We start from the raw sequence: 24,808 nt of genomic DNA, 5'->3' as shown, positions 1-24,808 counted from the left end.
GCAGAACACTACCTCATTCCACGCCACTGTTCCCCTACGCGTGAGGAATACACCGCGCTCGCGTTTCAGCATAAGCGCTCACACCTTCCCTGTTTGCAACGGCTAGCGTTGTTGGTCAATCCCGATATCATGCAGGGTGTAGAACATGGATGTAGATACCGCTATGCCAAGATTGTCATTCGCCGTCAGAGTTTTGTTTGCCTGCTGTCTTCTCATCGCAACCGCTAATCATATTCGTGCAGACGTTGCACATGGATTGCTCTGGGACTATGGATACGGGCCTAGCGCTTACTTGGCTAGTCGGGTGTTCTGGGGGGCGCTTACGTTTCTTGACCCACTTGCAGCACTGCTGCTTTTCATCAAGCCAAGAGCCGGAATCGTGCTGACGGCAGCGATTATTTTGCTCGACGTAACCCACAACAGTTTTTACGTAGCATTGAAGCAACAGTGGCTGGAGCCGTTCTACCTGTCTCAGGTGGCATTCCTTATCGCCGTATTGCTACTCTCACCTATCGCTTGGAATGGCCCTATTCGGGACCTGGCACTCACCCATCGTAAGCGCCTGTGCTCGAAATATTGAGCCTCTGCTTTTTGATATCTGAGAGTATTGTGTCTGCACCATGACGACCGAACCTACCGCTCACGCATCACGTGCTGAGTACACGCGGCGCATGAACCGTGTACTCAACTACATCGATGCTCACCTGGAGCATCCGTTGGAGGGCGCGGAATTAGCCGACGTCGCCAACTTCTCGCGCTTTCATTTTCATCGGATCTTCGCCGCCTGGATGGGCGAGACACTGGGCAGCTACGTCCGGCGAAGACGGCTCGAGAAAGCGGCACTCCGTCTGTCCTGCGGCAGCCATGAAACAGTACTTGAAACCGCCCTGGCCACCGGCTTCAACTCGGGTGAAGCATTCGCGCGGGCCTTCAAACTCAAGTTTGGATGCACGCCATCAGACTGGCGTGCCAATACGCCACAGCGACTGGCAGCGCTGGCGGCCGCCATCGGCCAGCGCCCTGGCAAGCAGGAGAGCAATCCTGATCAGGTCTTCGGCAATACCGATCAGGCACACGAAACCGCGTTCGGTGACTCTGACGTCTCTTATCTATCGACGAAGGAGACCACCATGCATGTACGCATCATCGACTTACCCAAAACGCGAGTCGCCTACCAACGTTTGATCGGCCCGTACGGCCCTGCGATCGGCGAATTCTGGCGCAGTACAATGGCGCCATGGATGCACTCGAATGGCTTCAGCGAGGAAGCTTGCTACGGCATAGGTTATGACGATCCATCTATCACGCCAGCCAACAAGTGCCGCTATGACGCTTGCGTTGAAGTGCCAGCAGATTTTGTCGCCAGCGGTCAGGCAGACACTCAAACCCTACCGGGCGGCCGCTATGCGGTGTCGAGCTTCAAGGGGCGAGTAGAGAACATAGCTGACGCCTGGACGCGGCTGATGCGCGAATGGATGCCGTCCAACGGCCTGCAATGCGACGACCGGCCATGCTTTGAGATGTTTTATGCAGCGACGGCATTTAACCCTGAAACGGGTGAGTTCAGCTGCGATATCTGCATTCCTGTGAAAGCCCTGTAGTAGGACTTCCTTGCGGTTGGCGGAAATGTTCGGCCTATTCGACCCACAAAGAATAACCCCGCAGACGTTAATCTGCGGGGTTTTCATTAATGGAGGCCGAGGGCGGAGTCGAACCGGCGTAGACGGCGCAGCTGGGTGGTTGCTCGCCAATCTGGGGAGACATGCCGTCCAAGGCCTAGAGCCTGTGGCGACAATGAGAATCGTCTGATTCCGAATGGGGGGAGCAGAAGGTAACTTCAAATATTCCCTTCAGCCAGCATGAATCATGCAATGAACGATGAAGATAAAAAATTGGAATTAACGCCAAGCAAGCAAGCAATTATAAGCTAAAACTAAGCGTTATCGCAAGCGCTTTTACTGCACTTTCTGGATGCACTACAGCTTCGCAGCATGATATAGAACAAAAACATTTTAACGAGTATTACTACAACAAACTAAAATCCGAAAACCCTGATTATCACTGGGAATTTATTGAGAGGTCATGCAACCAATGACACTCAATAAACATCGACACCCGCATAAGACACGAACTTCAAACGGCGCTTCAGAAATCAATTATGCCGTCGGGACGAGGCGTTTTTTGCTAGCTCTGTTACTTCAAAGCGCCAGCCTTAATGCGATGGCGGCTTGCAGCTTTAGCACAGGGAACAGCGCAGTCACCCTAACGGTAAGCGTACCCTCAACTTTGCCTTTCCCTCGAGACACTCCAGACAACACTGTCCTTTATGAGTCAGCGACTGTCACTGCTACAGGGCCGACATTCGGGTGCACTACGGATACAAAATGGGGTGTAAAAAATAAGCTAGGGACAGACTCCCCCACGAGCAAGACATTCCCGATCGGTGACACGGGTATCTCATGGCAGTGGATATATAAAGAAAGTCCACTATCCGGCGATGGAGGAACGTCATTACCCAAGGACACCTATTCATTCGCTACTACACCACATGCGCTTCGCCTGCTGAAAACAGGAACAGTAAAAAGCAACACTACAATTTCTTCAGGGGAGATCGGAAACATTAAAGTAGGCACAATTTACCCAATCAGCTTGAAGATTAGCAACGAGTTGAAATTCATAGCTCAATCATGTGAAACTCCAGACGTTAAAGTCGAAATGGGACAGTACGATCTTGGCATTTTTTCCGAAATCGGCGACACTTCAAAAGCAACGTCCTTCAATATCTTGTTTCACAACTGTCCAAGCGGGATAAAAAAGGTCATGTACACCTTAGCTCCGAACCCAACCACTCCAGCCTGGAATGCTGCCCTGGGAATCATAGAGCTCAATAAGAGCTCTACTGCAAAAGGTATTGCATTACAAATACTGGACAGCAATCAAACCCCTCTAGAACTTAACAAAGATTACGTATTCAGCGACTACACATCTACGGGGGGAAGTTTCCGGATACCACTGAGCGCACGATATTATCGAACACTTCCAGCGAGCAACGGAGGCAAGAATGACTTGGGAGTTAGGCCTGGAACGGCTAATAGCGAGGTGTCATTCGTTATGAGCTATTTATGACCCCCCCTTCAGCGGGCCTGCATGACACTCAATGCAGTGAACGTGTCGGCCCGCCGAGCGACCGCAATTGATATTCGGTGACAGCCTGGTACAGCGACTCGGCCTCCAGGCGCAAGCGCTCGACTTCCTTTGTCGGTCGACCAGCATCCTGGGCTGCCTGGTAGCGTCGCTGCGCCTCGATGGCTTGCCGAATCAGCGGCTCGCCAGCCTCGACAACTCCCGCCAGGGTCTTCTTCACGCTACCGCTCCGCCTGTTTGATCAGCGCAGTATAGGACCTATTGCGGAGCCACCGTTCGAGTTCGACCCAGAGGGGCTGAAGTGAGGGGCACCTATTGTTAGATGCCCCACGCCAGTTCCTTACTGCTTTGGTGGTGGGCAATCAGCCTGCAGAAAGGTCATCGAGTAGGTGAAGTGCCTGTCGAAAGAAAGAGGCGGAGTGCCAGGGGCGGTCCATTCCGAATAGTTGCCAGTCATGGTGGTAGGGTTATCCAGCTTGCCCATCGCCATGCTCGCAACATTACCAACCTGTGCGATAGGGATGCTTCCGTACCAACGGACCTCTTTTTCGTTCTTGAACCAACTGCCATTCCAATGTGGCTGGCTGGTGGAGTACCAGGTTTTATCGGCCTTCAAGCAGACCGTCTGATTGGCCGCCACAGATCCGCCTGGGACATTGAACGACGTCATTTGCCACAGGCCAACAGGCGAACTGTCAGCTTGAGCTGCACCAATAGATCCAGCAACGATACCGAGCACAAGAGCAAAACGGGTAATACTTCCTTTCATAAACTTCTCCATAAAGACGCGTTGTATTGCATAGCGCTGAGCGAAATCTCAGCCCCAGATAACTGTACATGCATACAGTACAATTGCGCAATCTCATTGTGTTAGAAAGGCCAGCGGCGCTTTAGGCTGGGGACTCTCCCTCTCCAGCGCCCGCACAAAACCCTGGCACGCCTGTAAGGCAATCAATCCCTGGTCACCGGCATCGGCGATGGCGACAATTCGTTGAGCAGCCGCTGGGTCAAGTTCGCCTCTCGCGGCTCCATGAACCATGCCGCCGGCGCTGGAGGCGGCTGGCACCCCACAGCCACTACCCGCGCCTGGGGCGGCGAGTAGGACTGACAGCCGGAGATCAGAAGTAGCGAGGCGATCGCGCAGGCGAGCCTGGGTTGCTTGAGCATTGGTCAGCTCCTGGTGGTGGGTTTTGTCGTTGGCCTGCAGTTGATCTTCAATGGCACGGCGCCGGGCCTGCTCTGCGTCCTGCCAGTTGATCACCGCTACAGCAGCAGCTTCTCGTTCAAGCTGGAAGTCATTGGCCTGCTTCGCGCTCTTGGCCTGCCACTCGGCATCCATGGTCGAGCGGCCGTGCTCGTAGGTGCCCCAGAAGGCCCAGGCCGCCAGCGCCAGCGACACCGCCGCGCCGATCGTGCGCGCATTGATCACACCAACACCTCCAGCGCTCGGTTGTACAGCTTCAGCCGATCCTCCCAGCCATTCAGGCCGCCGTTGATCCGGCGGGTGATCGTCTCGAACTTGCCCGCGTCGGCCAGGTCATTGAGCTTGGCCCGGGACCAGTACCAGCCGGCGGACATTGCCGCCCACTCTGGCTGTTCCAGCAATTCAGGTTGCTCGAGCAGTGGCAGCCCCAGAGCCGCGCCAGCATCTCGATAGTTGGCTCGGCCGGTGATCTGGATGAGGCCGCGGCCACGGTACTTCTGCCCGTCGCCGTCGGCCTCTGGCGTATTGCCCAGGCGCTGGGCCAGCGTGCCGGTGTCGTACTTGGCCAGGTAGGCGTTGCTGCCCAGCTCGCGGACATAGCGGAACTGGCCCGATTCATGGCCGACCTGGGCCAGGAACGCGGCCACGCGCACCCGACTGTCGATCTTGTAGCGCGCCATGGCCCGGTTCAGTGCAGGCAAAAAAATGCCCGCGACTGGGCGGGCTTTGGGGAGGATCTGCAGCAGCTGCTGCTCGGTCAAAGGGGGCATGTATTTCTCCAGGCAAAAATAAACCCGCTCGATGGCGGGTGTCGTTGTTTGGTGTGGATTGGCCAAGTTCGTGCAAGAGGTGCTTGCTCAGCGAGGCCTGTTACTTCTCTTCGGCCGCAGGGGGCTTTCATCACCGAGAGCTAAAACCAGCCCAGCATGGGAAGGTGTGATGATCACTAGAACCACCGTCCATAGGCAGTAAGGCTCAGGTACACATACTTGCTCGTCAGGTTTGAATTTCGAGCAGCAACACTGGCCGCAGAAGTGGACGGAACATCACCGAGCCCCGCGTTAATGTCGTAGCCACCGCCGCCCACAGTGCCAGCTGTTACGCTGACTACTGGGCCAGCTGCAAACACCGCAGGAAAATACCAAGTCCCACCATTGACCGCGTTGGGGGCCACCTCCCCCAAATCTAGGTAGTAATAACAAACCATGGTCCCGTCAGCGTACTTGATGAACCTGTTGGTTGGGCCGCCCGCACTACCTTGCTCCATAATCGCACCGGTTGGGATTCCAGCGGATTGTGAAACCGCGCCCACAATGTCAGCTACTGCGGCTCGCTTCAGCCCTAGGCCTGTGCGGGCTGCAGCAGCAGTCTTGCCCCCGGTGCCGCCCTGCTCCAGGCTAAGCGCCGTAGTCATGCCGTAAAGTGCGGTGATATCACTGTTGCCGCCCGAGGCCGCAGCGCTGATGTTCGAACGCAGCGTGGGTACATCTGTCGCGTCCCCAAACAGCGCCAAGGTGCCACCGAAGTCCAGCAGCAGATTGTTGATGCGGTCCAACAGATCCTTGGCATAGCCGTTGATTGGCTTGATGCCGTAGGCCGCGCCGGAGACTGACGGCCCCATGTACGCCGGGAGGATCGATAGCACCGTCTCGCTGGTGACGTTGACGATTTCGTACCCGCGCCCGTCCGGGCCTTGGAATTCATCGCCTACCCGCGAGTTGGCCGGGAAGTTGGTACCGCTGCCGGTGACCACAGTCTGGCCGGCGGTAATCGCCACTGTGCCTGTTCTGTACCAAGCCATGGAGGCTCCTCAAATTGGTTTCATTGGGCGCGCCGCAAACAGAGTGCGGCCGTTGGCGGTCAGCGGATTGATGCCTGAGCCGTTGTCGACGTACATCTGCAAGATGCCTCTGTTGCCAGGCCAGAAGCCGCCAAAGTTCGTCCGGATAGGCTGCGTGGTTTGCACGATGTTCGTGCAGGAGAACAGCGCGTTAGCCAGCACGTAGTCGTCGAAACTACCGGTCCAGGGCATTTGCTGGCTGGGCGCGTAGTAGGCGCCCGCCCCGGTGAGCGGCGGGCCAGCCGTCACGAACGAGTTGCTGAAGGGCTGGCTGTTCAAGCTGGTGATGTTCGTCGCTGTGGAGAAAATTAGCGCTCCGTTGGCATCTCTGACCCTGGCGCCATACTGCCCCTGTGTGTCGACGCCGACCATGTAGCTGGAGCAGAACCACTTGATGGTCATGTACTGCGTCCAGGCAGCTCCATGTATTGGGTTGGGCCAAGCCTTGAGCCTGAATCCCGTCCAAGCCCCGGGCGCCCCCCTCACCGAGAAGTTGCCCACCATCATGTAATCAACCGCGTTCAGAAAGACCATCGGCCTTTCAATCGTGGTGATGACTGTGGGGAAGTTGATGTCCACCCACTGGATGAGGTTGCCGCCCTGCTGGCCGCACTGGAAGGTGCCGCTGGAGTGAACAGAAAGCACCCTGTTCACCGAATCGATCTGCGTGCGGATGGCGTTGTTTGTGGCCCGGATGCCATAGGAGCCAGGAGCGGAGAAAGGCTCCCCACCCTGTGACAAGATCATCACCTGCCAAGTCTTGGACAGCGGCTGCCGGAGGTGAAGTTGCCCGGTGGAGTACCAGGCCTGCGGCGTGTAGGTGAGATCGCCCTGGTACTCCAGCGTGTCGACCACCACAAACGACTGGGCCTGAATCTCGGGAATGGAGATGTACTGATCAAAGCTGCCATTCCCCACCACGGTCATCATCTTGAGCGAGCGAATCGGCGTGACGGACGTGTCGAGCGTAACAGCACCAGAAGCATCTCGGGTTCTAAGTCCATACAGATCCATCAGTTCACTCCCACATCCCACTGCTGGCCATGTAACTCAAGCTATAGACATAGGGCCCCGTCAGGCGCCCTATTGCCGTCCTCTCTACGCCGTTCACGTCATACGTGTAGATGCCGCCGTTGTTCAGCAGCGTGTATCCACTCGCATCCTGGCCCCGCACAGTGAAGGCGCCAGTGACCATGTTGAGCTCAATCAGCGGTCGCCCCTGGGAGTCGACTGCTTGAGACCGGAGCGTCATGCCCAGCACAATCTGCTGGATGAAAGCCGTGTTGATGAACGCCTGATTGATGAAGACCTGGCCGTTCTGCACCACGAACGGGGTAGAAAGCGTGCCATTGATCCCGTTCACAACAGCAAAGCGGTCAGCGCTGACCAGGAACTGGCTCTGCACCACTCCAGCGTTTGACCCGATCCCTAAGGCAATCCCGGCTGGCACAATCTGTCCATTGGAGTTCACCTCCATCTTCACCGCCCACATGGTGGACGCCTCCCCCTCGAAGTCCGCCTGTGCCTTCGAGACCTCCTGAATGGTGGCGCTATTGCCGTCCACCGAGACCTGGAGCTGATTCAGTCGGCTGGCCGTGGCCTGCTGGTTGGTGGCCACCACCGTTTCCAGGTTGGTGATACCGGCCGAATTCTGCCCAACCTTCACGTCCAGACAACCAACCTCAGCTCCTACCGCGCGGCCCCGCCACCGGCACGGAGCACGCGGATCGATCCGGAAACCGTCCTGGTGCGCAAACGCCGCCGGCCAAGCCCATCTGATCGCGCCACGTTGCGCCGCATGGCGGAGGCATTATGAGCAAGCGAAAGCCCCATAACATGCGCCTGCGCATTGAACGGTCGTGCCGTGCACTTCTGGCCACCAACCGTGTCGCCGTAATTAACATTGACCCCAGCGGACGCCAAGGCCTGATCAACTGGAAGACCTGCAAGAACATCTGCAGCCGTCAGGTGGTGGACGCAATGTGCGACATCCCGCACCGGTGGACGATCTACATCGCCAGCCTCTGCATCGGCCAGGCTGGCGAGGAGTACGTCAAGTCGCTGGAAATTTGTCCGGACGGCATCCACCTGGCCGAGAAACTGACCGACGTGATCGAGCACTTCTACAAGCAGGTCAGCGACGAGTGCAACCCGAACCATCGCATCGCCATGGCCTGGCTGGCGATTCCCAGCATCGTGTCAGTCGATGAGGCTCAGGCCGCCGCGGTGTTCAAGGCAGTCGGCGCCTGGAATCAGGAAAAGGTCGCCGCATGAGGCGCATCAACAACCGGGTGCAGCAACGCCGCCGGCAGCTGCATGTTCACTTGCCGCCCAGCGGTTTAAAGGAGGCGTCATATGGCGATGGACCAGGCCGAGCGCGTCCGGCTTCTTCAGCTGTCAAAGGCGCACCTGATCACGCCCTTGGTCAGCAGCACCGAGCGCAGAGCCCGGGCAGAGGCGAAGAAGAAGCGCGATGAGCAGCGCGCCAACCACGGCGAGCAGGTTAAGGCCTTGGCCGGCACCGGGGTAACCCGAAACCAAGTGGCGCAGAAGCTTGGCATCAGCTACGGGTACATGATCCTGTTGGTGAAGGATAACGCCATAGAACTCCTCGCTAGAGGAACAAGACATGACCTCCATTTAAATCTATGAATCAAGAAAATCTGAAATTTTATTTGTAAAAAACATCCAAGGTTGCGCCCGCATTGAATTCACCAAACTCTGGCGTCGCACTCATCCACTTCAAGCGCGCGAGAAAATTATGTGAGTTGGTAGTCGAAGTAGTCTTGGGCGTCAGCACAAACTCTTTCTTAAATATTAACGGGCTTTGGTCAACTTCGTTGATCAAGCTAATCCCCACCGATTTGTTGTCGGTCGGAATTAGGGTATCCTGTGCCGCAGACAATGTAGCGGTTAACGGTTCCAGATAACCGCCCAGGCCATAGGCGGCATTACAGGTTCGCTGTTCGGTTATAGTGAATGGCACTTCCTTGATCGTCGCGCCCACCACCGCCCCCGACGCGCGAACTGCACCGAAATTGATGACATTTGGATGGATTTTTATCAACGACTCACATGGTAGATAACGAAATTTATTCAAGCCAGAGATAATTACGTTGTAGCTAGATCCGGGACGCGCACCACCAGCCCCATCAAACTGGAACGCTCTATGGATTGCGAACGGGGCAATTGGCCCCTCCTTATTATCTCCGGCAGGTGACTTCTTAACGAAAAACAACGAGTAGGACATACTTTTTGTTTCTTTCTGCCAGCCACAGTTCTCGGTGCATCCGTCAACACGCCATCCGATATCCAGTTTGCCACCGGTCAAGGATGAGTATAAATAGTCTTTGCCCTGGTATGTCACGCCAATTTCAATATCTTTACCAAGGTCAACTCGACTTGGATTCATATAGAAATAAATATTCTCTGCCGGCCTACCGGCAATATCCACCCAACATTCAACACTAATTGTTTTAGTCGCTTGACGCCAGAGCACGGTACCCGCGGGCAAAGAGTTCGGGACAGCTATAGTTTCATTGATACTTTCCTCAACATCAATCCGGCCGGTACCAGCCTCTTGGCACTTCAATGCATAGCTTGGAGCAACCTGCATAAAGAATAAACAAACAATAAAAAGCAGCTTCTTGGACAACATGATGGAGCCTTCTGGAGTAGACGGGCAATGCCAGTACAAGGAGTAATCCTTTGAGATGTAGCTTCGCTGGAAACCGATAATGCTTCCATGAGAGCCCAGCCAGTATCAGACGATTCCTAAAAGTTGAAAGTGCGATAGGGACCCGAGCATGCCCGGTGCCAGCAATGGATCAACTTGCCGCCCAGCGGGCTGGAAGCACTTCAAGGAGACGCGACGCATGAGAGTCGACCTTCCGGGCCAATTCGACCTGCCTATCCAGGTTGCCCATCACCCGCCGGCGGCTCTAACCGGTAGCAAGGAAGAGCTGGCCGAGCGGATCGCCAAGGCCTTGGTCAAGTACGAAGCGCGGCCTTCGTCGGCGCTCTGGATCGAAATCCAGGCCTGCGCCCGCGCAATCCTCAAGTAATCAAAATGCCGCATCCGGCCACGGAGGGCGGCGCATGCATGGAGAAAGCCATGAGCACCAGCTACCACTACAAGACCTCATCCCCCGCCGTGCTCGAAGCGGTGCGAGCCTGGAATGAAAAACTCAAGGCCTTCCACGCCAAGCGCGAAAAGTTGGCCGAGATCTTCGGCGGCGCCGGCTCGCCCATGTACAGCGGCAACGACAAGTACGTCGGCGGCGTGAAGATCAGCGCCAGCCGGGATTTGGATGTGCACTGGTGCCGTCCTGACGATTACGGGTACCGGTCACTGCGTACCGCAGCGAAGATCCCCAAGGGAACGGAAAAGGAAGCGCGTGCCGAGCTGAAGACGGAGCACGCGCGACTGCAGGCGCTGTGGGTCGAGCACTGCCCGGCACGCATCAGCGCAGATGACACCTGGAAGGCCATCGGCCTGGACTGGGGAGCCATCTGGTTCAGCGGTGGGGTCTACTTCGAGCTAGACGGCGCCGTGTACCTGCACCTCGGGTTCAAGCTCAGCGATGACGCCGACCAGGTCGAGGGCGCCACGGAGATCATGGCGAGCGAGCTTGAGGCGGCACGCCAGCTGGTTCTTCAGCAGCGCAAAGCTGCCTGATCAAGGAGAGACCCATGAGCAACTACAACTGCGACTACGTTCGCCGCCACTACGACGTGCCAGCCGAGATCGGGCGCCGGGTGATCGCCAATGGTGAGCCCGGGGTAATCATCGCCGACCGGGGCCATTACATCGGCGTCATCCTCGACAGCGACCCGAAGAAGCGCATCCGCAACTACCACCCAACCTGGGAAATGCAGTACGGCGAAATGGCCGAGAAGCTGCCGCTCAAGCAATGGGAGGTGCTCACCAATGGCATGTACGACTGGGATGACGTGCGTTACATGCTGGGCGATGCGCGCCATAACGTGCGGCGCATTTGGGCAGCCACTCGCAGCCAGGCCAAGTACCGGGCCTATCAAGAGCTGGCCGAGTGCTTTAACGACGACGCCACGGCCATGCTGACCTTCAAGGTTCGCGCGGCCTGACCCTTCCGACGGCCCGCTAGCAGCGCCTCACTCATTGTCGTAGTCAAAATCGCTATCGGTGAGCTCCTCCCGGAGGATCAAGAGCGTCTTCGATGGGGAAAGCTTACCGGCGACCGCTGGATCGCTCTCAGCCGAAACCGCGAAATATACAACCCAATCCCCGGTGCGTCGCTCGAAAATTATATCCTCCAGATAGCGCTCGACCTGCTCCTCAGTTAGCCCAGACCTTTCAGAAATCAGCTTGTTGCTCGGTTTACGTCTCACCTGACTCTCCTAAACCAGGTAGATGCTGGATTCAATATCAATACGCCCCTTAAACGAATCACGCCACCCCGGCGAGGGCGGCGCCTGCACGCCTGGAGCCTGCCATGACGTACACGCTTCACCTTGGCGACTGCATCGAGGCGATGCGTGCCATGCCTGAAAACTCGGTAGACAGCATCGTGACTGACCCGCCCTACGGGCTCAGCTTCATGGGTAAGCGCTGGGATTATGACGTGCCCAGTGTAGAAATCTGGGCTGAATGTCTTCGCGTGCTCAAGCCTGGCGGCCACCTACTGGCCTTCGCCGGAACCCGCACCCAGCACCGCATGGCCGTACGCATTGAAGACGCCGGGTTCGAGATCCGCGACATGATCGCCTGGGTGTATGGCTCGGGTTTTCCCAAGTCGCACAACCTGGGCGGAGACTGGCAAGGCTGGGGAACCGCACTAAAGCCGGCGCTGGAGCCGATCACCGTGGCGCGCAAGCCCCTCATTGGCACTGTGGCAGCAAATGTAGCTGAACACGGAACTGGAGCCATCAATATCGATGCTTGTCGAGTCAAGGCGATCGACGCCGCCAAGCTGGCCAAGCATTGGGACCGCGTGACGACTACTGACATGCGCGGAGGTAACTTCGTCGGAGGGCGATCGGGTGGAGTACTCCGGACCACAGAAGCATCGGCCCTGGGTCGGTGGCCCGCGAACCTAGTGCACGACGGTAGCCCTGCAGCTGACCTTGCACTCAAGTTGATTGCCCGCAATCTCGAAACCGTGGCCAACGACTCAGCTAAGCGCCGCAATGAGAAGGCTGGCCTGGCGTTTCGGTCTGCCCTTCTCGCCCAGCCAGCCGCCCAGCACCAGGGCGAGCCGATCCTGATTCAAGCTGTGGCAGTCACCCGCAAGGATGACGATGAAGGCCTGCGCCTGGAGTGGCTGCTTGAAGGCGGGATCGCTGAAATGGAGTTTGCTGGCCAGGTGCTGTTTGCAATGCCTGAAGTCAACGACCTGTGCGACGAAGACGGAAGCGCCGAAGTCTTCCTCCACCCTCCAACCTCCGACGGTTTCAGTGCTGGTGATATGGCCGACCAGGGTGCCAAGGCTTTCGCTGCGCGTGATCCGGAAGTTGAGGCGCTGCGCTCTGCCCTGCAGTTCTACGCCGATCGAGATCACTTCTCGGAAGACTTGGGCGGCGATTGGGACAACGTGAGCGGCGAGCCAGCGAACATCCTCTGGCATGAGTCCGAGGCATGGTTTGTTGAAGACGGCTCTATCGCACGGGCAGCTCTGTCTGGAAGTGCTGCGCCGGCTGTTGAATATGGCCCAACCCCAGGCTGCAAGCAGTGCGAAGAGGCAGAGGCCTGCGGACTTACCGATTGCCCGGAGTGCGACGCTCAGCTGAGCGAAGACGTAAATGGCGACGGCGTGCGGCCCGACGCCTGACCTCCACCAAAAGAGTACATCTGTACTCCATTCCGCTTTAACCCCTCTCCCCTCTATTGAACAGCCGCGATATGGCGGCCAAGGACGAAGTCATGCCTCAACAAAAACAACGGCCCGCACCGAAGGCATGCACCTTCCAGCGCGGCACCTGGGAGTGTCGTGGGGACGGCTATCTATGGGATACGGATAGCGATGGCTGGGACCCCAGCGAAGCAGATAATCCCTGCCCATGCTGCAACACGCTCGAATACCTGGAGCGTGCAAAAGAAGAGGCCGAGAGTTGTAGCGCTTGGTCGAATGGGCATTCCTCAGGCACGGGCGAAGATATCTGGCTCAATTGCTTGAGCTGGGCGGAGGCGGCAAACCCTGAAGGGCTTCCGGCGATCCTCCAGCAGATCGGCCCGGTAGAAGCCCTGGTCAGTGATTCAGGGTCGCCCGACGGCTACTTTGTCCGCACCAACAATGCTGAGGTGCGCCCATGACCCGTCTCGCCCTCTGCCTCCTGCTGCTGGCCACCGGCGATTACTACTAAGTGTTCGCTATTTCAGCGACTGGCAGCGTGGCCCAGCGCTTTCGCGGCCGCAGCCTTCACTTCAGCGGCTACTGTTGAGCTTCCGTTAATTACTTTTATCAAAGCTTCTCTTGCGAGAGTCCCGCCCGCGTACCCAAGCCCTTCAGCAGCTGCGGCTTTAATTTCGTTCGAGATCGTTGAGGATCCGTTCATAGTTTTGATCAATTGCTGAACTGCTTCATGCGGAGTTGCCATACATCTTCCCTCTTGGCACAAATTAAGAATCCTGAACCCTAGGCGATTACGCTGACTCTAGCAATCCCTCCTGAACCCCCTACAACTCAAGCCTGCCGGTAGGTGGGCATGGAGAGCTATTGCCATGACGAAAGAAGAACTAGCCGGCCTGCCAGAGAAGGTGCAGATCGCCGTCGAGGCTGGCAAGGCCGCGGCGGAGGCCTGCGACAACGATGGCGGGAGCGCCAACTGCGACCGGGTCGTGATCCCTGTCCCTGGGCTGCGCGCCAGCCAACTGCCAAGCCTGCCGGGCTACGTGCAGAAGAAGAGTCGCTACCACCAACAGCCGTCTACGTGATCAAGTAGTCAACCTCATCAAACACGGCCTGCTGGATGACGAGAAGTACGCCGACCTGTTCCCCGGGTCGGACTTGGCGCTCTCGGCCCAGGCCGCGATACCGAGCTTTGGCGAGTACGCCCAGCTCTGGCTGAACAGCCGCCACATCGTTGGCGGCACCCGCAACAACTACAAGAGCAGTTTCAACCTCTACTGGATGCCGTACCTGGGCCTGCGCCGGATCGACATGATCACGCCGACTATGCTGCGCGGGATCATCGCCAACATTGAGTGGTCCTCCACCGGCGTGAAGCGTAATGCAATCATCAAGCTCGCCAGTGTGTTCAAGACAGCGGTGCTGGATGGGCTAATCGCGAAGAATCCCACCTCATCGCTCGATAAGCCAAAAGCAGTGAAGAAGGTGGTTGACCCCTACACCAGGGATGAAGCCGAGCGGATTATTGCCCACCTATATAAGACGCTGCACAAGTACTCGCAGATCTATGCGCCCTTCTTCGAGTTCGCTTTCTTCACAGGGCTGCGACCAGGTGAGGCCATGGGCCTGCAGTGGGATGACATTGACCTGGAGGCGAGAACCGCGAACATCCGGCGCATTATCGTCGATGGCCAACCGGAAGACCGGACCAAGACGAAGCATCACCGGGTCATCCTGCTCAATGAGCGCGCCCTCCACGCCCTGGGCCAAGCCCGGCGCCTGGCCGATCTTCGTCGGATAGCTTCCAAGTCCGCCACTCCCACCAGCCCATTTGTGTTCCAACCGGGCAAAGGCGGGATGTGGATCAGAGAGCCAAGTGTTACAATCAAGCACTTCAAGCTCGCGCTCAAGGCGCTGGGCATCCGTGAACGTCGGCAGTACGACACGCGCCACACCTACGCAACCATGTGCCTAATGGCTGGGATGAACCCCGCGTTCATCGCGAACCAGCTCGGCCATAGCGTCGAGATGTTGCTCTCTACTTACGCAAAATGGATCAGCTCCTCCTCGGATTGGAGGGAGCTGGAGAAGCTGCCGGCTAGAGTCTGATTGGCCCAAAATTGGCCCAAATCAGGCGACGGCACCTAAACACACCTCTGGAACCCCCGCAGGATAAGCACTTGATTTCTACCGCTAACATCACCATGCAGTTCGGCGCCAAGCCCTTGTTCGAGAACGTCTCGGTCAAGTTCAACAACGGCAACCGCTACGGCCTGATCGGCGCCAACGGCTGCGGCAAGTCGACCTTCATGAAAATCCTCGGCAACGATCTGGAGCCGTCCGCCGGCCAGGTCATGCTCGAGCCGAACGTGCGCCTGGGTAAACTGCGCCAGGATCAGTTCGCCTACGAAGAATTCACCGTGATCGACACCGTGATCATGGGCCACGAAGAGTTGTGGAAGGTCAAGGCAGAGCGCGATCGCATCTATTCGCTGCCGGAAATGACCGAAGAAGACGGCATGGCCGTCGCCGAGCTGGAAACCGAGTTCGCCGAGATGGACGGCTACACCGCCGAATCCCGCGCCGGTGAGCTGCTGCTGGGCCTGGGTATCCCGCTGGAACAGCATTTCGGCCCGATGACCGAAGTCGCTCCAGGCTGGAAGCTGCGCGTGCTGCTGGCCCAGGCGCTGTTCTCGGACCCGGAAGTGTTGCTGCTCGACGAGCCAACCAACCACCTGGACATCAACACCATCCGCTGGCTGGAAAACATTCTCACGGCGCGTAACAGCACCATGATCATCATTTCCCACGACCGGCACTTCCTCAACAGCGTCTGCACGCACATGGCCGACCTGGACTACGGCGAGCTGCGCCTGTTCCCGGGCAACTACGACGAGTACATGACCGCCGCGACCCAGTCGCGCGAGCAATTGCTGTCGGACAACGCCAAGAAGAAAGCCCAGATCGCCGAGCTGCAGACCTTCGTCAGCCGCTTCTCGGCCAACGCCTCGAAAGCCAAGCAGGCCACCTCGCGCGCCAAGCAGATCGACAAGATCCAGCTGGCCGAGGTCAAGCCTTCGAGCCGGGTCAGCCCGTTCATCCGCTTCGAGCAGACCAAAAAGCTGCACCGCCAGGCCGTGACCATCGAGAAGATGTCCAAGGGTTTCGACGGCAAGACCCTGTTCGAGAACTTCAGCTTCACCGTTGAAGCGGGCGAACGTGTGGCGATCATCGGCCCCAACGGTATCGGCAAGACCACCCTGCTGCGCACCCTGGTCGGTGAACTGAGCCCGGATGCCGGTGCGGTGAAATGGACCGAAAGCGCTGAACTGGGCTACTACGCCCAGGACCACGCCCACGACTTTGAAGAAGACCTCAGCCTGTTCGACTGGATGGGCCAGTGGACCCAGGGCGAGCAAGTGATCCGCGGCACCCTGGGGCGCATGCTGTTCTCCAACGACGAGATCCTCAAGTCGGTCAAGGTGATCTCCGGTGGTGAGCAAGGCCGCATGCTGTTCGGCAAGCTGATCCTGCAAAAGCCCAACGTACTGGTGATGGACGAACCGACCAACCACCTGGACATGGAATCGATCGAGGCGCTGAACCTGGCGCTGGAAAACTACCCGGGCACGCTGATCTTCGTCAGCCACGACCGTGAGTTCGTGTCGTCGCTGGCCACCCGCATCATCGAGCTGAGCCCGAGCGGTGTGGTGGACTTCAGCGGCACCTACGATGACTACCTGCGCAGCCAGGGTGTGGTGATCTGATCCAGACCTGATCGCGGGGCAAGCCCGCTCCTACAATCCTGTAGGAGCGGGCTTGCCCCGCGATGCTTGAAATCCCGTTAGCCTGCTTTCTTTTCTCCTCGCACCCGGCGATCATGGGCCCTCTCCCACCGCCCGCCAGCGAACGAGCTCATGTCCGCGCAACAACCCGCTCCCGTCGACACCGGGTCGATCACCCGGCAAATCCTTTCAGTTGTCTTCTACACCTTCATCGCCTTCCTCTGCATCGGCCTGCCGATCGCGGTGCTGCCCGGCTATGTGCACGATCAACTGGGCTTCAGTGCGGTCATTGCCGGCATCACCATCGGCCTGCAATACCTCGCCACCCTGCTCAGCCGGCCGTTTGCCGGGCGCGCGGCCGACAGCCTGGGCAGCAAGCGGGCAATTATCTATGGGCTGCTGGGGATCGCCGCCAGTGGCGTGCTGACCGTTGCCTCAGCCTTGACGGTGAGCCTGCCGCTGCTGAGCCTGCTGGTACTACTGGCAGGTCGCGTGCTGCTGGGGATCGCCCAGGGGTTGATTGGCGTGGGCACGTTGAGCTGGGGGATCGGCTCGCTCGGCGCCGAACAGACCGCGCGGGTGATTTCCTGGAACGGTATCGCCTCCTATGGCGCCATCGCCATCGGCGCGCCGCTCGGGGTCATGCTGGTTGCCGAGATCAACTTCGCCACCTTGGGCCTGGCCTTGAGTGCGCTGGCGCTGCTGGCGTTGCTGGTGATCCGCAACAAGCCCTCAACACCGATAGTGCGTGGCAAACGCCTGCCCTTCTGGGCCGCATTCGGCCGCGTGGCGCCGTGCGGCGTCAGCCTGACCCTGGCATCGATCGGCTATGGCACCCTGACCACCTTCGTCACCCTGTTCTATCTGGAACAAGGCTGGAGCGGCGCCGCCTGGTGCTTGAGTGCCTTTGGCATGTGCTTCATTGCTTCGCGGCTGCTGTTCGTCAACGCCGTCAACCGCTTTGGCGGTTACCCGGTGGCGATGGCCTGCATGGCCACCGAAGCCCTGGGCCTGGCCTTGCTGTGGCTGGCGCCCAGCCCACTGCTGGCACTGGTAGGCGCAGGGCTTGCCGGTTTCGGTCTGTCGCTGGTGTACCCGGCGCTGGGCGTGGAGGCGATCAAACAGGTGCCCAGCTCTAGCCGTGGTGCCGGCCTGGGCGCTTATGCGGTGTTCTTCGACCTGGCCCTGGCAATTGCCGGGCCGTTGATGGGCGCGGTGGCCCTGCACCTGGGCTATGCCTGGATCTTCTGTGTGGCGGCCTTGCTGGCGCTGCTGGGTGTCGGCTTGACCCTGCTGCTGTCACGGCGCCCCCGCGCTTACTGATCAGCCATGTGCAGCCCGCTTTGTTGCCGGGTAGCCAAGGTGTGGTTGAAAAAACGCGCGGCCTCGGCCTGCAAGGACAGGTGAATATCCTCACGATCGACGCCGTCCGGGTCGTTGCACAAGGCCGCCATCTTCTGCCGCTGTTCGTCGTCGCAGGGCGCCATGAAGACGAAATGCCCGGCACCCGCGAGCAGTGTGTAGTTGGGCGTGAGCGGCAGCTTGCGCGCCAGGGCCTGGGCGTTTTTGTCGATGGCCAGCAACTGGTCCTTGTCGCCACTATAGATAAGCGCCGGGACCCTGACCTCGGCCAGGGCGTGGCGGCCGAACATCAGGCTCAAGGGCGCCATCAACAGCAACGCCTTGACCCGTGGATCAGGCGCGGCGCGCAGGTCGGCGCGATCAGCGATCAGCACCCCCTTGGTCTTGCAGGCATCGGCATCCTGCGGCCGCTCCTGGCAGTAGCGCCGCAGACGCTCCAGGTCCGGTTGCGCGCCCGACAGGATCAGCGCCGTCTCGCCACCGGCCGAATAGCCAATCACGCCCACCTGCGGGCCGTTGATGTACGGGGCGAGAAACCCATCGTCGAGGCTGGCGCTGATCGCCGCGCTGATCTGCAAGGGGCGGCCGTAAAGATTGCTCAGGGTTCCCAGGCGGCTGTGGTCACGGGCGTTGTCACCCGGATGGGTCACGGCGACAACGATAAAACCGCGCCGCGCCAGGGCCGTGGCCAGATCGTGCAAGGCCAGGGGCGTGCCGGTGTTGCCGTGGGAAAGCAGCAACAGCGGATAACGGCCCATGACCATGGGCGCGCCTTCCCAGGCCTGGACCCGATAGCCGTCGATACGGCTGCTGCGCTCGGGTCCGCTGGACGGATAGAACGCCAGTGCCTGCACCGGTTGCGCATCCAGCGGATCGGCGAAGCTCAGCCGGTGCACACCGACACTCCAGTGCGCAGCCGGCTCGGCGTGCACCGTCAGCGGGCCGCCCAGCAGCACAAGCAGGAATAACGCGCCAAGACGCCGCATCGTTTTGCACCTTACCCAACGCTGTCGATCAATGCTGACCGTGCGCAGCATAGAACGGGCCGGATCGGCGCAGATGAAGACTCCATGAAAAAACCGACTGCAGGCCATGCCTGCAGTCGGTCTGGGTGACGCTAGCGCTATCAGGCCGCGGCGAACAGGTCGTTGCTGATCTGCAATTGCGCGGCGTTCAGGGCCTTGACCCGGTGCTCATCGCCGTAGGCCAGGCCATGGGCGCGGACGATTTCCAGGTCGGTGATGCCGATGAAACCGAGGAACACCTTGAGGAACTCTTCATGGCCGACCGCCGTTGGCTGGCCAGCGTGCAGGCCGCCTGCGGTCGATACCAGGATCACTTTTTTGTCGCCGCACAGGCCTTCGGGGCCGGCTTCGGTATAGCGGAAAGTCTTGCCGGCAACTGCGACGCGGTCGATCCAGGCCTTGAGCTGGGTCGGCACGGTGAAGTTGTACATCGGTGCGGCCAGTACCACGGCGTCGGCGTCGAGGAACTCCTGCAGGGTTTCGGCGCTGAGCTTGGCTTCATGCTGTTGCGCGGCATCGCGCAGTTCTTCCGGGGTGCCCGCAGCGACCAGGGTCGCGGCCGAGAAGTGGCTGATGGCGTCGCCAGCCAGGTCACGGTAGGTCACCTGCAGCGATGGGTCGGCGGCTTTCCAGGCTTCAACCACGCTGCGGCTCAGCTGACGGGAGGCGGAATTGTCGCCCAGGATGCTCGAATCGATATGCAACAGTTTCATGGGACTCTCCTGAATGAAGACCGCGAGTGGGCGATCACGATGGAGAGAATCCTACCCGGATGACGAATAGCTGATAAGTCAGCAAAAATGCGTTAGTTTGTCCTACTGGCAGGACAATGGTGACGCGCATGCAAGACCTCAACGACCTTTTCTACTTTGCCCGAGTGGTCGAAGCCGGCGGTTTCGCCGCCGCTGGCCGCTTGCTCGGCATCCCTAAATCACGCCTGTCGCGGCGTATCGCCGAGCTGGAAGAACGTCTGGGCACGCGCCTGCTGCAACGCACCACCCGGCAATTGAAGCTGACGGCCGTGGGCGAGCGGTACCTGCGCCACTGCCAGGCGATGCTGCTGGAGGCGGAAATGGCTGACGAAGCGGTCGCCAGCATGACCAGCGAACCACGCGGGCGCTTGCGGGTGTCGTGCCCGGTGGGCCTGGCCCATGAATTTCTGCCCGATGTGATCAGCCGCTTCCTGCAGCAATACCCGCAGGTGCAACTGGACATGATCCTGCTCAACCGCCGGGTCGACCTGATTACCGAAGGCGTCGATGTTGCCCTGCGCGTGCGTGACCTGGGTGATGAAGACCCAGCCCTGGTCACCCGCCGCCTGCGTCAGGCGCAGATGTTCCTGGTGGCCTCGCCGCAATTCGCCGCCGCGCAAGCGCTCGATCATCCGCAAGACCTGGCCAGCCTGCCGGTGCTCGGCGCGGTGGATGCCGACCGCCTGGTCCACCTGCGCCTGCTCGATGCCCAGGGCCATAAGCATGAACTGGCGCTGGAGGCGCGCCTGGCCATCGACGACTTTGTGGTGCGCAAGGCCGCCGCCGTTGCAGGCCTGGGCTTTACCGCGCTGCCGATCATGCACTGCGAAGCGGAACTTGCCCGTGGCGAGTTGGTGCGCGTGCTGCCAGACTGGTCGTTGCCTGGCGGTTATCTGCAGGCGGTCTACCCCCATCGGCGTGGGCTATTGCCGGCGGTACGGGTATGGATCGATCATCTGGTGGCAGAATTCGCCCAATGCGGGGAGCGTTATGTCTGAAGGGAAAATCACCGAAACCCAGGTCGCGGCCTTCTGCCTGAGCCTGCCGGGTGCGCGGGAAGACTACAAATGGGGCGGCGTGCGGGTGTTCTCGGTGGCCGGCAACAAGATGTTCGCGGTGCTTGACCTGGCCGGTGCCGGGCTTTCGTTCAAGGTCGACAACGAGCTGTTTCTGGGCTATGCCGACCGCCCCGGCGTGCGCCCGGCGCCCTACCTGGCGCGGGCCCACTGGATCAGCATGGCGCCGCCCTACCCCATGGGCCGGGCTGAACTGACCGAGCTGCTGCAGCGCTCGCACCAACTGGTGGTGCGGCGTCTGCCCAAGCGCCTGCAGCCGGGGCTGCTTATCTGAGCACGGGCGCCAACGCCGCCCCCAACCAGCGGCCACCCAGCAGCAGGTGGTCGACCCAGAACAGCTGGTGCACAGCGACAATGGCCCAGAAACTCAGCTGGAACGACAGCTTGCGGGTCTTGTGCCGAAAGCGTTGCTGGGCCAGCAAGGCGCCCGGCCAGCCGCCACACAGCTCACTGGCGTGCAAAACCTTCTCCGGCGTGCGCCAGGCCTGATTGCGGGCCTGCTGCTTGTCGCGCCAATACAGCACAAAGCTCAACAGGCTGGCCAGCGGGTAGGCCAACGCCGGCACCCACGACTGGCCGCTGAGCAGCATCTGCAGCGCCCCACCCACGGGCAGCAGGCACAGGGCGACAAAAACCAGCAGCTTGCCGCGCGGGTTTTGGATCGCGCCGCTGGCAGAGGCTGCGCGGCGCTGTTGGCTCTGGCTACGGCTCATCTCAACCGTGCGCCGTGGTCCAGTCGACCCAACCGAACAGCCAGGTGCCGAGAATGATCAGGCCGAACCCGATGCGGTACCAGGCGAAGGCCGCGTAGCTGTGGTTGGCGATGAACTTGAGCAGGCCGCGCACGGCGATCATGGCGAAAATGAACGACACCACGAAGCCGATGGCAAATACCGGGAAGTCGTCGGGCTGGAACAGCTCGCGGTATTTGTAGCCCGAGTACACGGCGGCACCGACCATGGTCGGCATGGCCAGGAAGAACGAGAACTCGGTGGCCGCCTTGCGCGACAGGCCGAACAGCAAGCCGCCGATGATGGTCGAGCCGGAACGCGAAGTGCCCGGGATCATCGCCAGGCACTGGGCGCAACCAATCTTCAGGGCGTCGGTCCAGCGCATGTCATCGACCTGGTCAACGCGGATCACATGCTGGCGGCGCTCGGCCCAGAGCATGATCACGCCACCGACCACCAGGGCGGCGGCCACGGTGATGGGGTTGAACAGGTATTCATGGATCAGGTCGGCGAACAGCACGCCGAGCACCACCGCCGGCATGAAGGCGATCAGCAGGTTGACGGTGAAGCGTTGTGCTTCGCGCTGACGCGGCAGCCCCACTACCACGTCGAAGATCTTGCGACGAAATTCCCAGACCACCGCCAGGATCGCGCCCAGCTGGATGATGATGTTGAAGGCCATGGCCCGCTCACCACCGAAGTTGATCAGATCGGCGACGACGATCTGGTGGCCGGTACTGGAGATCGGCAAGAACTCCGTCAAGCCTTCGACAATACCTAGAATGACAGCCTGCAGGCCGGTCCAAAGATCCATGCTTCCCCCGTGGGGCGATGCCTGCGGCATGCCCCTTTATAGTCTTTTGATTGCCAATGGCTGTTCAGCGCCTGGCCGTTTTACAGCGACAGCTGGTCGCAAAGCCAGCAGAAAAGTTCACGCGGCCTTCAGGTTTACCCCGTTGAGGCCGAAATCCTATCAGACCTCTCGGATAAACGCTGCTGGGACGACGCAACAGACCTCAACGAATCAAGCACTTAGCCCTTGGTCGAGTAGGTTCGGGGGGCAAAGCATGCTTGGATGTAGGCAACAATAAAAAGAATTCGGGGTAAGCAGTCCATGAAAACTCTTCGCAGTATGTCGATCAGCCGGCGCTTGTGGCTGATCCTGGTGGTGGCAGTGGTGATGCTGGTAACCCTGGGGCTGCTGATGCTGCGCCAGATCCACGGTGACCTGTACCAGGCCAAGGCCGAAAAGACCCGCCACGTGGTCGAGACCGCCGCCGGGGTGCTGGCGTATTACCAGGGCCTGGAAGCGGCCGGTACCCTCAGCCGCGATGCCGCCCAGCAACAAGCCTTGAGCGCGGTGCGCGGCCTGCGTTACGACCAGAATGACTACTTCTGGATCAATGACCTTGGGCCGAAGATGATCATGCACCCGACCAACCCCAAGCTCGACGGCCAGGACCTGTCGGCGATTCGCGACCCGGACGGCTTTGCCCTGTTCAACGAGATGGCCGCCCTGGCCAAGGCCAAGGGTGCCGGCAGCATCGATTACCGCTGGCCGAAGCCGGGTGCCAGCGAGCCGGTGAAAAAAACCTCCTACGTTCAGCTGTTCAAGCCGTGGGGCTGGGTGATCGGCTCGGGCGTCTACATCGACGACATGCAGGCCGAGTTCATCCGCCAGTTGCGCGATGCCTCGATTCTCGGCCTGGGCATCGCCCTGGTGATGACCCTGCTGGTGGTGCTGATCGCCCGCAGCATTGCCCGGCCGCTGCAGGAAGCGGTCGACGCGATGGCCACCATCGCCAGTGGCGAAAGTGACCTGACCCGGCGCCTGGATACCCATGGCAGCGATGAAGTCACTCAGTTGGGCAGCCACTTCAACAGCTTCACCGGCAAATTGCAGGGCGTGGTCAGCCAGTTGCAGGGCGCGGTGCATGCCTTGGGGCAATCGGCCACCGATGTTGGCAACAACGCCGGCCAGGCCCAGCAACGCAGCGAGCAGCAGTCGCAGCAAATGGAACAGGTGGCCACGGCGATCAACGAAGTCACCTATGCGGTGCAGGATGTGGCCAAGAATGCCGAACAGGCTTCCAGCGAGATGCGCGATGCCCAGTTGCGCGCCGAACAAGGCCAGCAGAGTATCCATGGCAGCCTGCAACGTATCGACCAGCTGTCGGCGACCATCGATGAAGCCGTGCAGGTCATTCGCGCCCTGGCCGGCCAAAGCACACGCATTGGCAGCGTGCTTGAGGTGATTCGCTCGATTGCCGAGCAGACCAACCTGCTGGCCCTCAACGCGGCCATCGAAGCGGCCCGCGCCGGCGAACAAGGCCGCGGCTTTGCCGTGGTGGCCGACGAAGTGCGCCTGCTGGCCCAGCGCACCCAACAGTCCACCGCCGAAATCCAGAGCATGATCGAACACCTGCAAGGCCAGTCCGAAGCGGCCGTCAAGGCCATCGACGCCAGCAGCGAGGCCTCGCGCCAGACCGTCGAGCAGGCCAGCGAAGCCGGGTTGAGCCTGGATGCCATCAGCCAGGCACTGCACAACCTGACGGCGCTCAATGCCTCGATTGCCAGTGCCACCTTGCAGCAGTCCCATGTGGTCGAAGAGATCAACCGCAACGTCACCGAAACGGCGGACCTGTCGCAGCAAACCGCCCTGGCGGCGCAGCACTCCAGCGACTCGGGCAAAGCGCTTACACGGTTGAGCACGCAGCTTGAGCAACTGCTGCGGCAATTCCGGGTTTAACGCAAATCATGTAAAACTTCTGCCAATAGACTGCCTGACGAAATTGCCCCTAAGGTAAAGCCTCCCCCATGGAAGGAGGCTACACCCATGCACAAGTACCCCTTGGCACGCCCGTGTCATAGCCGCTGACCGGCGTCACCGAGGCGAACAGCGACAGCGCAGGCAGCTCGCTGGTGGTCGTGGATTCGATGGTATCGGTTTGCAAGTCATTCATGGCAGACAGCCTCGGTAGCAGGGGGGAACAACGTTTCGGCCCTGCGTGCATACCGCCATGAAAAAGGGCCGACCTGGTTAAAGTCGCCCCTTATTCAAT

General features: G+C 59.7%; 32 protein-coding genes and 1 pseudogene. 18 read left to right on the top strand and 15 right to left on the bottom strand.

All coding sequences use genetic code 11. The annotated features are described in order from the left end of the window. The first annotated feature begins 163 nt into the window (after window positions 1–163). The 3 genes from KHO53_RS23205 to KHO53_RS23195 all read left to right on the top strand — a co-directional run bounded on the left by KHO53_RS23205 (window position 164) and on the right by KHO53_RS23195 (window position 3,126). Entirely contained in the window at window positions 164–580 is a 417-nt protein-coding gene (locus KHO53_RS23205) for a hypothetical protein (protein ID WP_213571274.1), read from the top strand. A 91-nt stretch (window positions 581–671) separates the two neighbouring features. Then, window positions 672–1,601, top strand: a complete 930-nt coding sequence (locus tag KHO53_RS23200) for an AraC family transcriptional regulator (protein WP_213570941.1) — start codon at window positions 672–674, stop codon at window positions 1,599–1,601. 481 nt (window positions 1,602–2,082) lie between these two features. Further along, window positions 2,083–3,126, top strand: coding sequence for a fimbrial protein (locus KHO53_RS23195; RefSeq protein WP_213570940.1), 1,044 nt, complete (start codon window positions 2,083–2,085; stop codon window positions 3,124–3,126). 28 nt (window positions 3,127–3,154) lie between these two features. Here KHO53_RS23195 and KHO53_RS23190 read toward each other — a convergent pair whose 3' ends face one another. From KHO53_RS23190 to KHO53_RS25730, 7 genes are all read right to left on the bottom strand, one after another. Next, a complete protein-coding gene (locus KHO53_RS23190) occupies window positions 3,155–3,364 on the bottom strand; it encodes a hypothetical protein (RefSeq protein WP_213570939.1) in 210 nt (69 codons plus the stop codon). Window positions 3,365–3,484: 120 nt separating this feature from the next. Further along, window positions 3,485–3,913, bottom strand: coding sequence for a hypothetical protein (locus tag KHO53_RS23185; RefSeq protein WP_213570938.1), 429 nt, complete (start codon window positions 3,911–3,913; stop codon window positions 3,485–3,487). Between the two features lie 93 nt (window positions 3,914–4,006). Continuing rightward, on the bottom strand, window positions 4,007–4,573 hold the full coding sequence (locus KHO53_RS23180; protein WP_502937712.1) for a lysis system spanin subunit: 567 nt from the start codon (window positions 4,571–4,573) through the stop codon (window positions 4,007–4,009). Next, on the bottom strand, window positions 4,570–5,118 hold the full coding sequence (locus KHO53_RS23175; RefSeq protein ID WP_213570937.1) for a glycoside hydrolase family 19 protein: 549 nt from the start codon (window positions 5,116–5,118) through the stop codon (window positions 4,570–4,572). The genes KHO53_RS23180 and KHO53_RS23175 overlap by 4 nt, the downstream gene beginning before the upstream one ends. Window positions 5,119–5,294: 176 nt before the next feature. Beyond that, a complete protein-coding gene (locus KHO53_RS23170; RefSeq protein WP_213570936.1) occupies window positions 5,295–6,149 on the bottom strand; it encodes a hypothetical protein in 855 nt (284 codons plus the stop codon). 9 nt (window positions 6,150–6,158) lie between these two features. Continuing rightward, a complete protein-coding gene (locus KHO53_RS23165) occupies window positions 6,159–7,202 on the bottom strand; it encodes a hypothetical protein (RefSeq protein WP_249684649.1) in 1,044 nt (347 codons plus the stop codon). Window positions 7,203–7,206: 4 nt separating this feature from the next. Next, the gene (locus KHO53_RS25730) at window positions 7,207–7,854 is read right to left on the bottom strand and encodes a DUF1983 domain-containing protein (protein ID WP_349628588.1); all 648 of its coding nucleotides are present in this window, start codon (window positions 7,852–7,854) and stop codon (window positions 7,207–7,209) included. A 146-nt stretch (window positions 7,855–8,000) separates the two neighbouring features. Here KHO53_RS25730 and KHO53_RS23155 point away from each other — a divergent pair, with 146 nt between their 5' ends. Continuing rightward, entirely contained in the window at window positions 8,001–8,462 is a 462-nt protein-coding gene (locus KHO53_RS23155) for a hypothetical protein (RefSeq protein ID WP_213570935.1), read from the top strand. 81 nt (window positions 8,463–8,543) lie between these two features. Further along, complete coding sequence (locus KHO53_RS23150) at window positions 8,544–8,840, top strand: hypothetical protein (protein WP_213570934.1); 297 nt, start codon at window positions 8,544–8,546, stop codon at window positions 8,838–8,840. Between the two features lie 19 nt (window positions 8,841–8,859). Here the strand turns inward: KHO53_RS23150 and KHO53_RS23145 are convergent, their stop codons facing one another. Next, the gene (locus tag KHO53_RS23145; protein ID WP_213570933.1) at window positions 8,860–9,846 is read right to left on the bottom strand and encodes a fimbrial protein; all 987 of its coding nucleotides are present in this window, start codon (window positions 9,844–9,846) and stop codon (window positions 8,860–8,862) included. A gap of 217 nt (window positions 9,847–10,063) precedes the next feature. Here KHO53_RS23145 and KHO53_RS23140 point away from each other — a divergent pair, with 217 nt between their 5' ends. Genes KHO53_RS23140 through KHO53_RS23130 form a run of 3 tightly spaced genes read left to right on the top strand, consistent with a single transcriptional unit; the run spans window position 10,064 to window position 11,294 of the window. Then, entirely contained in the window at window positions 10,064–10,252 is a 189-nt protein-coding gene (locus tag KHO53_RS23140) for a hypothetical protein (protein WP_213570932.1), read from the top strand. A 50-nt stretch (window positions 10,253–10,302) separates the two neighbouring features. Next, window positions 10,303–10,866 (top strand): Mu-Gp12 family protein, encoded by a 564-nt coding sequence (locus KHO53_RS23135; RefSeq protein ID WP_249684648.1) that lies wholly within the window; start codon window positions 10,303–10,305, stop codon window positions 10,864–10,866. Window positions 10,867–10,880: 14 nt separating this feature from the next. Next, window positions 10,881–11,294, top strand: coding sequence for a hypothetical protein (locus KHO53_RS23130; RefSeq protein ID WP_213570930.1), 414 nt, complete (start codon window positions 10,881–10,883; stop codon window positions 11,292–11,294). Window positions 11,295–11,321: 27 nt separating this feature from the next. Here KHO53_RS23130 and KHO53_RS23125 read toward each other — a convergent pair whose 3' ends face one another. Then, a complete protein-coding gene (locus tag KHO53_RS23125) occupies window positions 11,322–11,558 on the bottom strand; it encodes a hypothetical protein (RefSeq protein WP_213570929.1) in 237 nt (78 codons plus the stop codon). A gap of 104 nt (window positions 11,559–11,662) precedes the next feature. On the opposite strand from KHO53_RS23125, the gene KHO53_RS25725 reads away from it, so the two are divergent. After that, window positions 11,663–12,997 (top strand): DNA methyltransferase, encoded by a 1,335-nt coding sequence (locus KHO53_RS25725; RefSeq protein WP_249684647.1) that lies wholly within the window; start codon window positions 11,663–11,665, stop codon window positions 12,995–12,997. A gap of 92 nt (window positions 12,998–13,089) precedes the next feature. After that, window positions 13,090–13,479: a hypothetical protein gene (locus KHO53_RS23115; protein ID WP_213570928.1), complete on the top strand. Its 390-nt coding sequence runs from the start codon at window positions 13,090–13,092 to the stop codon at window positions 13,477–13,479. A gap of 62 nt (window positions 13,480–13,541) precedes the next feature. Here the strand turns inward: KHO53_RS23115 and KHO53_RS23110 are convergent, their stop codons facing one another. Beyond that, a complete protein-coding gene (locus KHO53_RS23110; protein WP_213570927.1) occupies window positions 13,542–13,763 on the bottom strand; it encodes a hypothetical protein in 222 nt (73 codons plus the stop codon). A gap of 124 nt (window positions 13,764–13,887) precedes the next feature. Here KHO53_RS23110 and KHO53_RS23105 point away from each other — a divergent pair, with 124 nt between their 5' ends. From KHO53_RS23105 to KHO53_RS23090, 4 genes are all read left to right on the top strand, one after another. Continuing rightward, a complete protein-coding gene (locus tag KHO53_RS23105) occupies window positions 13,888–14,100 on the top strand; it encodes a hypothetical protein (protein ID WP_249684646.1) in 213 nt (70 codons plus the stop codon). Between the two features lie 73 nt (window positions 14,101–14,173). Further along, entirely contained in the window at window positions 14,174–15,124 is a 951-nt protein-coding gene (locus KHO53_RS23100) for a tyrosine-type recombinase/integrase (protein ID WP_249684645.1), read from the top strand. A gap of 71 nt (window positions 15,125–15,195) precedes the next feature. Beyond that, the gene (locus tag KHO53_RS23095; RefSeq protein ID WP_010226270.1) at window positions 15,196–16,782 is read left to right on the top strand and encodes an ABC-F family ATPase; all 1,587 of its coding nucleotides are present in this window, start codon (window positions 15,196–15,198) and stop codon (window positions 16,780–16,782) included. 150 nt (window positions 16,783–16,932) lie between these two features. Then, the gene (locus KHO53_RS23090) at window positions 16,933–18,123 is read left to right on the top strand and encodes an MFS transporter (protein ID WP_159388541.1); all 1,191 of its coding nucleotides are present in this window, start codon (window positions 16,933–16,935) and stop codon (window positions 18,121–18,123) included. Here KHO53_RS23090 and KHO53_RS23085 read toward each other — a convergent pair. Both KHO53_RS23085 and KHO53_RS23080 read right to left on the bottom strand, forming a co-directional pair. Next, window positions 18,117–19,148, bottom strand: coding sequence for an alpha/beta hydrolase family protein (locus KHO53_RS23085; RefSeq protein WP_213570926.1), 1,032 nt, complete (start codon window positions 19,146–19,148; stop codon window positions 18,117–18,119). The genes KHO53_RS23090 and KHO53_RS23085 overlap by 7 nt on opposite strands. Before the next feature lie 140 nt (window positions 19,149–19,288). Beyond that, window positions 19,289–19,900 (bottom strand): FMN-dependent NADH-azoreductase, encoded by a 612-nt coding sequence (locus KHO53_RS23080; RefSeq protein WP_010222058.1) that lies wholly within the window; start codon window positions 19,898–19,900, stop codon window positions 19,289–19,291. A 128-nt stretch (window positions 19,901–20,028) separates the two neighbouring features. On the opposite strand from KHO53_RS23080, the gene KHO53_RS23075 reads away from it, so the two are divergent. After that, window positions 20,029–20,937: a LysR substrate-binding domain-containing protein gene (locus tag KHO53_RS23075; RefSeq protein ID WP_036995812.1), complete on the top strand. Its 909-nt coding sequence runs from the start codon at window positions 20,029–20,031 to the stop codon at window positions 20,935–20,937. Then, the gene (locus tag KHO53_RS23070) at window positions 20,930–21,289 is read left to right on the top strand and encodes an MmcQ/YjbR family DNA-binding protein (RefSeq protein ID WP_010222055.1); all 360 of its coding nucleotides are present in this window, start codon (window positions 20,930–20,932) and stop codon (window positions 21,287–21,289) included. The genes KHO53_RS23075 and KHO53_RS23070 overlap by 8 nt, the downstream gene beginning before the upstream one ends. Here the strand turns inward: KHO53_RS23070 and KHO53_RS23065 are convergent. Together KHO53_RS23065 and KHO53_RS23060 are read right to left on the bottom strand one after the other, a co-directional pair. Further along, window positions 21,282–21,728 (bottom strand): DUF1294 domain-containing protein, encoded by a 447-nt coding sequence (locus KHO53_RS23065; RefSeq protein WP_213570925.1) that lies wholly within the window; start codon window positions 21,726–21,728, stop codon window positions 21,282–21,284. The genes KHO53_RS23070 and KHO53_RS23065 overlap by 8 nt on opposite strands. 1 nt (window position 21,729) lies before the next feature. Next, window positions 21,730–22,560, bottom strand: coding sequence for an undecaprenyl-diphosphate phosphatase (locus tag KHO53_RS23060; RefSeq protein ID WP_036995815.1), 831 nt, complete (start codon window positions 22,558–22,560; stop codon window positions 21,730–21,732). 300 nt (window positions 22,561–22,860) lie between these two features. Between KHO53_RS23060 and KHO53_RS26080 the strand changes: the two are divergent. Together KHO53_RS26080 and KHO53_RS26075 are read left to right on the top strand one after the other, a co-directional pair. Continuing rightward, window positions 22,861–23,637, top strand: a pseudogene (locus tag KHO53_RS26080) (cache domain-containing protein); the annotation flags it as partial. A gap of 123 nt (window positions 23,638–23,760) precedes the next feature. Beyond that, window positions 23,761–24,495, top strand: coding sequence for a methyl-accepting chemotaxis protein (locus KHO53_RS26075; protein ID WP_374045277.1), 735 nt, complete (start codon window positions 23,761–23,763; stop codon window positions 24,493–24,495). A 79-nt stretch (window positions 24,496–24,574) separates the two neighbouring features. Here the strand turns inward: KHO53_RS26075 and KHO53_RS25820 are convergent, their stop codons facing one another. Next, the gene (locus KHO53_RS25820) at window positions 24,575–24,709 is read right to left on the bottom strand and encodes a hypothetical protein (RefSeq protein ID WP_257792413.1); all 135 of its coding nucleotides are present in this window, start codon (window positions 24,707–24,709) and stop codon (window positions 24,575–24,577) included. Between the last annotated feature and the right edge of the window lie 99 nt (window positions 24,710–24,808).

This window comes from Pseudomonas sp. RC2C2 (assembly GCF_018390435.1).
In the GTDB taxonomy this organism is placed as follows: Bacteria; Pseudomonadota; Gammaproteobacteria; order Pseudomonadales; family Pseudomonadaceae; genus Aquipseudomonas; species Aquipseudomonas donghuensis.
The sequence above is the reverse complement of the archived record's forward strand: the minus strand, read 5'-3'. Positions and strand labels throughout refer to the sequence as shown.

Coding starts and splice junctions, on each gene's coding strand:
- KHO53_RS23085 (WP_213570926.1), bottom strand. CDS start 19,148: ATGCGGCGTCTTGGCGCGTTATTCCTGCTTGTGCTGCTGGGCGGCCCG.
- KHO53_RS23130 (WP_213570930.1), top strand. CDS start 10,881: ATGAGCAACTACAACTGCGACTACGTTCGCCGCCACTACGACGTGCCA.
- KHO53_RS23135 (WP_249684648.1), top strand. CDS start 10,303: ATGAGCACCAGCTACCACTACAAGACCTCATCCCCCGCCGTGCTCGAA.
- KHO53_RS23080 (WP_010222058.1), bottom strand. CDS start 19,900: ATGAAACTGTTGCATATCGATTCGAGCATCCTGGGCGACAATTCCGCC.
- KHO53_RS23200 (WP_213570941.1), top strand. CDS start 672: ATGAACCGTGTACTCAACTACATCGATGCTCACCTGGAGCATCCGTTG.
- KHO53_RS26075 (WP_374045277.1), top strand. CDS start 23,761: ATGGAACAGGTGGCCACGGCGATCAACGAAGTCACCTATGCGGTGCAG.
- KHO53_RS25820 (WP_257792413.1), bottom strand. CDS start 24,709: ATGAATGACTTGCAAACCGATACCATCGAATCCACGACCACCAGCGAG.
- KHO53_RS23105 (WP_249684646.1), top strand. CDS start 13,888: ATGACGAAAGAAGAACTAGCCGGCCTGCCAGAGAAGGTGCAGATCGCC.
- KHO53_RS23110 (WP_213570927.1), bottom strand. CDS start 13,763: ATGGCAACTCCGCATGAAGCAGTTCAGCAATTGATCAAAACTATGAAC.
- KHO53_RS23150 (WP_213570934.1), top strand. CDS start 8,544: ATGGCGATGGACCAGGCCGAGCGCGTCCGGCTTCTTCAGCTGTCAAAG.
- KHO53_RS23195 (WP_213570940.1), top strand. CDS start 2,083: ATGCAACCAATGACACTCAATAAACATCGACACCCGCATAAGACACGA.
- KHO53_RS23140 (WP_213570932.1), top strand. CDS start 10,064: ATGAGAGTCGACCTTCCGGGCCAATTCGACCTGCCTATCCAGGTTGCC.
- KHO53_RS23175 (WP_213570937.1), bottom strand. CDS start 5,118: ATGCCCCCTTTGACCGAGCAGCAGCTGCTGCAGATCCTCCCCAAAGCC.
- KHO53_RS23155 (WP_213570935.1), top strand. CDS start 8,001: ATGAGCAAGCGAAAGCCCCATAACATGCGCCTGCGCATTGAACGGTCG.
- KHO53_RS25725 (WP_249684647.1), top strand. CDS start 11,663: ATGACGTACACGCTTCACCTTGGCGACTGCATCGAGGCGATGCGTGCC.
- KHO53_RS23145 (WP_213570933.1), bottom strand. CDS start 9,846: ATGTTGTCCAAGAAGCTGCTTTTTATTGTTTGTTTATTCTTTATGCAG.
- KHO53_RS23075 (WP_036995812.1), top strand. CDS start 20,029: ATGCAAGACCTCAACGACCTTTTCTACTTTGCCCGAGTGGTCGAAGCC.
- KHO53_RS23070 (WP_010222055.1), top strand. CDS start 20,930: ATGTCTGAAGGGAAAATCACCGAAACCCAGGTCGCGGCCTTCTGCCTG.
- KHO53_RS23185 (WP_213570938.1), bottom strand. CDS start 3,913: ATGAAAGGAAGTATTACCCGTTTTGCTCTTGTGCTCGGTATCGTTGCT.
- KHO53_RS23060 (WP_036995815.1), bottom strand. CDS start 22,560: ATGGATCTTTGGACCGGCCTGCAGGCTGTCATTCTAGGTATTGTCGAA.
- KHO53_RS23115 (WP_213570928.1), top strand. CDS start 13,090: ATGCCTCAACAAAAACAACGGCCCGCACCGAAGGCATGCACCTTCCAG.
- KHO53_RS23165 (WP_249684649.1), bottom strand. CDS start 7,202: ATGGATCTGTATGGACTTAGAACCCGAGATGCTTCTGGTGCTGTTACG.
- KHO53_RS23065 (WP_213570925.1), bottom strand. CDS start 21,728: ATGAGCCGTAGCCAGAGCCAACAGCGCCGCGCAGCCTCTGCCAGCGGC.
- KHO53_RS23170 (WP_213570936.1), bottom strand. CDS start 6,149: ATGGCTTGGTACAGAACAGGCACAGTGGCGATTACCGCCGGCCAGACT.
- KHO53_RS23205 (WP_213571274.1), top strand. CDS start 164: ATGCCAAGATTGTCATTCGCCGTCAGAGTTTTGTTTGCCTGCTGTCTT.
- KHO53_RS23090 (WP_159388541.1), top strand. CDS start 16,933: ATGTCCGCGCAACAACCCGCTCCCGTCGACACCGGGTCGATCACCCGG.